Source organism: Segatella hominis (assembly GCF_019249725.2).
Classification (GTDB): Bacteria; Bacteroidota; Bacteroidia; order Bacteroidales; family Bacteroidaceae; genus Prevotella.
In genome coordinates, this window is sequence record NZ_CP137559.1 from 2057821 (window position 1) to 2065000 (window position 7180).

The window sequence follows — 7180 nt, forward strand, 5'->3', positions numbered from 1 at the left end:
TTCATTCTCCGCATTTTTGGTGCAAAAATACTAAAAAACAAGCAAATATCACTTATAAAATCAAAAAACTATTCATTATATAGTAGTTTTTTAGAGGATTTTGGTTACTTTTGCACCATTAAACAGAGATTTATTAGCATGTTAATATCAAAATGGCTTACCACCTTCGGTAAATATCTTATCTTAATGGGGCGCGCTTTTTCACGTCCTGAGCGTATGCGCATGTTTCTGAAACAATATGTGAAAGAAATGTCACAGTTGGGTGTCAACTCCATTGGCATCGTACTGCTCATTTCATTTTTCATAGGAGCAGTAATTTGTATTCAGATGAAATTAAACATCCAAAGTCCTTGGATGCCAAGATGGGTATCTGGTTATACCACACGAGAAATCATGCTGCTGGAGTTTTCTTCCAGTATCATGTGTCTGATTCTTGCCGGAAAGGTAGGTTCCAATATCGCATCTGAACTGGGAACCATGAGAGTAACCCAACAGATTGATGCGCTGGATATCATGGGGGTAAATTCTGCATGTTATTTGATCTTACCTAAAATCTTAGGTTTGGTTACCATCATGCCTTTTCTGGTAATTTTCAGTTCAGGTATGGGCATCATCGGTGCGTATGGTACAGCTTATATCGGACACATCCTACCTCCAGACGACCTGACATTGGGACTTCAGCATTCATTCAATCAATGGTTTGTATGGATGAGCATCATCAAAAGCTTGTTTTTTGCATACATCATCGCCAGTGTATCATCCTTTTTCGGTTATACGGTGGAAGGAGGTTCTGTAGAAGTAGGTACAGCATCTACGGATGCAGTAGTCAGCTCAAGTGTTTTAATACTCTTCTCTGACGTATTCCTTACCCAAGTGCTTTCATAACAACTCAAATACCTCAAATTATTCTATAAGATTATGATTGAAGTTAAAAACTTGACTAAGTCTTTCGGTGACAAGACTGTTCTCAACAATATAAATATGGTATTTGAGACCGGCAAAACCAACTTGATTATTGGTCAGAGCGGCTCAGGTAAGACAGTCTTGATGAAAAATCTTGTTGGATTATTAGAACCTACAAGTGGTGAAGTACTGTATGACGGGCGCAACTTCGTACAGATGTCTAAGAAAGAAAAGGTATTCATGCGCAGAGAGATGGGCATGATTTTCCAAAGCGCAGCACTCTTCGATTCCTTGCCGGTTTTAGAAAACGTGATGTTTCCACTCGACATGTTTTCCAACATGAATTACAAGGAAAGAGTAAAAAGAGCTCAGGAATGTCTTGATCGCGTAAACCTGATTGATGCCCAGCACAAATTTCCAGGTGAGATTTCTGGAGGTATGCAGAAGCGTGTTGCCATCGCACGCGCTATTGTCATGAATCCCAAGTACTTGTTCTGTGACGAGCCAAACTCCGGTCTTGATCCAAAAACATCATTGGTCATAGACGAATTACTCTCAGGCATCACCAAGGATTACAACATGACAACTATCATAAATACCCACGATATGAATTCTGTAATGGGTATCGGTGAAAATATTTGTTTTATCTACCAAGGAAAAAAAGAATGGCAAGGCAACAAGGATGAAGTCATTTCATCCACAAATGAAAAGCTGAACGACCTTGTCTTTGCTTCAGACCTCTTCCGCAAGGTAAAAGAAGTAGAAATGAAAGAAGCGAAACCATAATAATACAGAAAATAAAAAAGCTACCAGCATAGAGCTGATAGCTTTTTTATTTTCATCTCATTTTCCAATCACCATGGACCAGTACCATGGGCACAACAACCTGTTCTTTAGTACTATCACCATATACCATCTGTAAGAAAACATCAGCCACATGGCGAGCAGTATCAGCCTTGGCATGCAGAACATGAATACCAGCCAGTCCCTTATGTTCTTCTTGCTGCTGCTCCATAAACATCCGGGCATTCAGCAACAATTGCTCATGATAACCTTTAGAAATACGATTCGGCTGATTGTATCCAGCCACAAAATCATTATATTTCCCCGCTAAGAGCAAGTCATAATAACCCTTGGCTGCAATCCCGGCAAAATAACCAGGATCAGGAGTTTCCTTCTTACACGAAGCAAATACCAATCCTATGCCCAATATCATGAAAAACAAGAATTTCTTCATCTTAGCTCCAATTACTTTTGACGGATAAAAATATTAATTGGACAGCCATGCAAAGACCAGTTCTCGCGAATCTTGTTCTCCAAGAATCTACGATAATTCTCCTTCACATACTGTGGTAAGTTGGCGTAGAACACAAACGACGGAATCGTTGTGTTAGGCAACTGTGTACAATATTTAATCTTAATGTATTTACCCTTGATACTCTGAGGAGGAAAAGCCTCAATGATAGGAAGCATGACCTCATTCAGTTTAGAAGTTCCGATGTGAACCTTACGATTCTGATAAACCTGCTTAGCAGTTTCCAAAACTCTGAAAATACGCTGCTTAGTCAAAGCAGAAGCAAAGATGATAGGGAAGTCAACGAATGGAGCCATACGCTTGCGGATTGCATTCTCGAAAGTATCAATAACCTTTTGATTCTTTTCCTCTACTAAGTCCCATTTATTCACTACAACAACCAGACTCTTATTATTCTTCTGGATCAACTGGAAAATATTCATATCCTGAGTCTCAATACCACGGGTAGCATCAAGCATCAAGATACACACATCACTATTTTCTATCGCACGGATAGAGCGCATAACAGAATAGAACTCCAGATCCTCACTCACCTTGTTTTTACGACGAATACCAGCAGTATCCACCAAATAAAAATCAAAGCCGAATTTATCATATCTCGTATAGATACTATCACGAGTCGTACCTGCAATTTCAGTCACGATATTACGATCCTCACCGATAAATGCATTGATAATACTGCTCTTACCAGCATTAGGACGACCGACAACAGCAAAACGTGGAATATCTTCATCAATACTTTCCTCTGGATTATCCTGGAGTTTATCCAAAATCATATCCAGTAAATCACCTGTTCCACCACCTGTAGCTGCACTAATACACTGAGGATCACCCAATCCTAACTTATAGAACTCAGCTGCCTGATAATATTCTGCACTATTATCTACTTTGTTGGCTACGAGGATTACAGGCAATTTGGCACGACGGAGAATAAGCGCAACATCCTCATCCCAGTCCGTCAAACCAGTATTTACATCCACCAGAAAGAGAACCAAATCAGCCTCTTCTGTAGCTACCAACACCTGCTTACGGATAGCATCTTCAAAAATATCATCAGATTTAACAACCCAACCTCCCGTATCCACTACAGAAAATTCTCTACCATTCCAACTGCACTTACCATACTGGCGGTCACGAGTAGTACCAGCCGTATCGCTTACAATAGCGCGACGAGATTGCGTCAAACGATTGAATAAAGTAGATTTACCCACATTTGGGCGACCTACAATTGCTACTAAATTTGCCATAAAAGTCATTTTTCCCCCTTCCTTTAGGAGGCTTCAAGGATGTGGTCTCTGCATCCAAGTTAAAAATTTGCCGAAGCTGACCATGCTCCGGCCCTCGCCAATCAGCGAGAGTAACTCCCTCGATTACATTCAGGGAGTTATGTTTTATCAATATTACTCCGGATTATATCCGAAAGCATCCAGTTCTTTCTGAGAACTACGCCAATCCTTATCAACTTTGACGAAAGTTTCCAGGAAAATTTTCTTGTCGAAGAATTTTTCCAGAGCCTTGCGTGATTCTGTGTTCACCTTCTTCAGCGCAATACCTTGATGACCAATGATAATACCCTTCTGAGAATCACGCTCCACATAAATCACTGCGTTGATGTGAATCTTATGCTCATCTTCCTTAAAGCGCTCCACTCTTACTTCAACAGAATATGGAATTTCCTTATCGTAATAAAGTAGAATCTTTTCACGAATAATCTCTGAAACAAAGAAACGAGCTGGCTTATCAGTCAACTGGTCTTTATCAAAAAAGGCAGGAGACTCAGGCAGTAGTTCTTTGATACGCTTCAAAAGCATATCTACACCAAACTTATTTTTAGCAGAAATAGGTAAGATTTCAGCATCAGGCAACAAAGAGTGCCACTTCTCAACAATATCTCCTAATTTAGTTTGGTCACTCTCATCAATTTTGTTAATCAACAGCAAGACAGGAATAGTCATCTTTCGTACCTTTTCCAGAAAATCCAGATTTTTTTCAGGATTTTCCACGACGTCGGTAACATAAAGAAGAATATCAGCATCAGCCAAAGCACTCTCCGAGAATGCAAGCATCATCTCCTGCATCTTGTAATTTGGCTTCAAGACACCAGGAGTATCAGAAAACACAATCTGCATATCATCGGTATTAACAATACCCATGATACGATGACGAGTTGTTTGAGCCTTAAAAGTAGCGATACTGATACGTTCGCCCACCAATTGATTCATCAGTGTACTCTTACCAACATTAGGATTACCTACTATATTGACGAAACCTGCCTTATGCATAAACAAACTTGATTTAAGCTAAAAAGACGCATCTTTCTTATTTCTCATAAGAGATGCGTCTTTTTTATTTTTGGATATTTATTTTTTTATTATTTTCCGTAAGCAGAGCCATCATAAGCCCACTTATAGAACGATGCACCATGTACAAATCCAGCACCAAAAGCAGTAAAGATGACATTATCACCCTTCTTGAGTTTGCTTTCAGCATCCCACAATGCCAAAGGAATTGTAGCTGCACTTGTATTACCATAATGATCGATGTTGACAACGACCTTGTCCAAAGGAATACCAGCACGTTTGGTTACCGCCTCGATAATACGAAGGTTTGCCTCGTGAGGAATTACCCAGTTTACATCGTCTGCTGCCAAGTTGTTCATCTCCATGATTTTCATCACATCATTGCTCATATCAGTTACCGCATAGCGGAAAACTGTACGACCCTCCTGATAGAGGTAATGCATTCTATGATCTACAGTGAATCGAGATGGAGGACAAACAGAACCACCAGCCTTCATATGAAGGAAAGGCAAGCCCTTACCATCAGTACGCAGGTATGAGTTCTGAACACCTACATTTTCTTCCTCTGTTGCCTCGACAAGAACTGCGCCAGCTCCGTCACCGAAGAGGACACATGTTGCACGGTCTGTATAATCTACCAAAGAAGACATCTTATCAGCACCGATAACAATAATCTTCTTAAAGCGTCCACTTTGAATCATGCTGGCAGCAACATCAAGTGAATACAAGAATCCGCAGCAAGCAGCTGAAAAATCAAATGCAAAAGCATTTTTCAATCCAAGCTTGCCCAAGACAATAGATGCTGTAGATGGGAACTTATAATCTGGTGTAGTTGTTGTCACAATAAGTGCATCAATTGTATCAGGATCAACACCAGTCTTCTGAATCAACTGCTTGGCTGCCTTTCGGGCCAAGTAACTGGTTCCGAGACCTTCTTCAGTAAGAATACGGCGCTCTTTGATTCCAACACGGGTAGTAATCCACTCATCGGTAGTGTCCACCATACGAGACAATTCCTCATTGTTGAGGATATAGTCAGGCACGTATCCACCTACACCAGTAATTACAGCATTAATTTTACCCATTATTCAGCTGCTTCCTTAACAATTGCAACCTTGCCTCTGTAGTAACCGCAAGTTGGGCAAACAGTGTGGTAAACGTAATATGCACCACAGTTAGGGCAAACTGCCAATGTAGGAGCTACTGCCTTATCATGAGTTCTTCTCTTAAGTGTACGTGTCTTTGACTGTCTTCTTTTAGGATGTGCCATAATTTTTAAATGTTTAAATTTTAATTTTTACTTTTTCAATTTTAAGAGTGCTGCCCAGCGCGGATCTACAATTTCCTCTTCTTCCTCGCCGCTTCGGGCGGCAGAATGCTCTTGAAGCTTTTCAATCATAGCAGGATTGCATTTTCCAGGTGCATGCACATGCTTGATAGGAATGTTGAGGGCTATAAATTCATAGATGAACCACGCGACATCGAGTATTCCTTCGTTCTCGGCCACAATCACGAGGTCATCTTCTTCTGAGTAGTCTTCTCCAAATCTTACGACTAATCGGTCATCAGTCTCAATAGATTGCTCCATATCGTCCAGACAGATATCGCAAGGTATGTGTACAATGCCTTCAGTATGAAAATTAAGTTCGAAGAAATCATCTGTACGACTGATTGACAGACTACTTAACAATTCTCCGCTCTGAACATCAGGGGCATCAATTGCCTTAAAATATGCATCATCAAGTTTAAACTCAAGGGTAGAAACTCCCTGAGGTAACGCTTTCAGATCAATTTTAAAAGACTCTATATTACACATATTACAATACTAGTATATTGTTTCGGGGTGCAAAGTTACAAATTATTTTTGAGATAAAATAATTTTTAGTGAAAAAAACTCTAAAATATAGCATATTAAGCAGTTATTTCAATATATTTATAGAAATCAACCGATTAAATTCGCTTATCGAAGAGGTAATTCTATCCTGAAAGTAGTGCCTTTTCCTACTTCGGAACTTTTCACCCATATCTTACCGTTATGGTATTCTTCTACTATGCGCTTAGCTAAAGATAATCCAAGTCCCCAGCCCCTTTCTTTTGTGGTAAAGCCAGGTCTGAACACATTATTGAGATCTTTACGTTTGATACCCTTTCCTGTGTCACTCACTTCAATCACTGCGCATTTATCAGTTTCTTCCACACGAAGCGTAATCCTGCCCACTTTTCCCCCCATGGCATCAACCGCATTTTTAGACAGATTCTCAATTACCCATTCGAAAAGAGAAGCATTGATCTTGACAATAATATCATGCTGAGGAAACACTTTTATCATCTGTATGGATTTAGAAGTACGGCGATCCATATAATCTATGACATGATCGAGTACCTCATTCAAGCTGGAAGGAACCGGTTCTGGAAGAGAACCGATCTTAGAGAAACGGTCTGCTATCAATTGAAGCCGCTTCACATCCTTATTCATCTCAGGAATTAAGTCATCATCTGGATAAGTTTCTTTCAAGATTTCTATCCAAGCCATCAGACTGGAAATCGGAGTTCCCAATTGATGAGCAGTTTCCTTTGACAAACCTACCCAAACTTTATTCTGTTCAGCTTTTTTAGAGGAAAGAAGAGCGAAGATGGCCACGACAACAAAGATGAGAACAAT

Annotated in this window: 9 protein-coding genes (1 of these 9 cut by a window edge); 2 read left to right on the top strand and 7 right to left on the bottom strand. The window is 40.0% G+C overall.

What is annotated here, in order from left to right; all coding sequences use genetic code 11:
* Positions 1–138 precede the first annotated feature (138 nt).
* Together KUA50_RS08555 and KUA50_RS08560 are read left to right on the top strand one after the other, a co-directional pair.
* The gene (locus KUA50_RS08555; RefSeq protein ID WP_218457270.1) at positions 139–885 is read left to right on the top strand and encodes an MlaE family ABC transporter permease; all 747 of its coding nucleotides are present in this window, start codon (positions 139–141) and stop codon (positions 883–885) included.
* 33 nt (positions 886–918) lie between these two features.
* A complete protein-coding gene (locus KUA50_RS08560; protein WP_022110954.1) occupies positions 919–1689 on the top strand; it encodes an ABC transporter ATP-binding protein in 771 nt (256 codons plus the stop codon).
* Positions 1690–1741: 52 nt separating this feature from the next.
* Here KUA50_RS08560 and KUA50_RS08565 read toward each other — a convergent pair whose 3' ends face one another.
* From KUA50_RS08565 to KUA50_RS08595, 7 genes are all read right to left on the bottom strand, one after another.
* Complete coding sequence (locus tag KUA50_RS08565; protein WP_218457269.1) at positions 1742–2140, bottom strand: hypothetical protein; 399 nt, start codon at positions 2138–2140, stop codon at positions 1742–1744.
* Between the two features lie 11 nt (positions 2141–2151).
* Positions 2152–3465, bottom strand: coding sequence for a ribosome biogenesis GTPase Der (gene der, locus KUA50_RS08570; RefSeq protein ID WP_218457268.1), 1314 nt, complete (start codon positions 3463–3465; stop codon positions 2152–2154).
* A 153-nt stretch (positions 3466–3618) separates the two neighbouring features.
* Positions 3619–4500: a GTPase Era gene (gene era / locus KUA50_RS08575; RefSeq protein ID WP_218457267.1), complete on the bottom strand. Its 882-nt coding sequence runs from the start codon at positions 4498–4500 to the stop codon at positions 3619–3621.
* Positions 4501–4589: 89 nt separating this feature from the next.
* A complete protein-coding gene (locus tag KUA50_RS08580; RefSeq protein WP_022110949.1) occupies positions 4590–5603 on the bottom strand; it encodes a beta-ketoacyl-ACP synthase III in 1014 nt (337 codons plus the stop codon).
* Positions 5603–5788: a 50S ribosomal protein L32 gene (gene rpmF / locus KUA50_RS08585; protein ID WP_006848356.1), complete on the bottom strand. Its 186-nt coding sequence runs from the start codon at positions 5786–5788 to the stop codon at positions 5603–5605. Before rpmF ends, KUA50_RS08580 begins: the two co-directional genes overlap by 1 nt.
* A gap of 27 nt (positions 5789–5815) precedes the next feature.
* On the bottom strand, positions 5816–6334 hold the full coding sequence (locus tag KUA50_RS08590; RefSeq protein ID WP_218457266.1) for a YceD family protein: 519 nt from the start codon (positions 6332–6334) through the stop codon (positions 5816–5818).
* A 144-nt stretch (positions 6335–6478) separates the two neighbouring features.
* Positions 6479–7180 carry the 3' portion of a sensor histidine kinase gene (locus KUA50_RS08595; RefSeq protein WP_218457265.1) on the bottom strand. Its footprint extends 465 nt past the window's final position, so the window shows 702 of its 1167 coding nt (coding positions 466–1167); the start codon falls outside the window, past its right edge — the gene reads right to left on this strand; it ends in the stop codon at positions 6479–6481.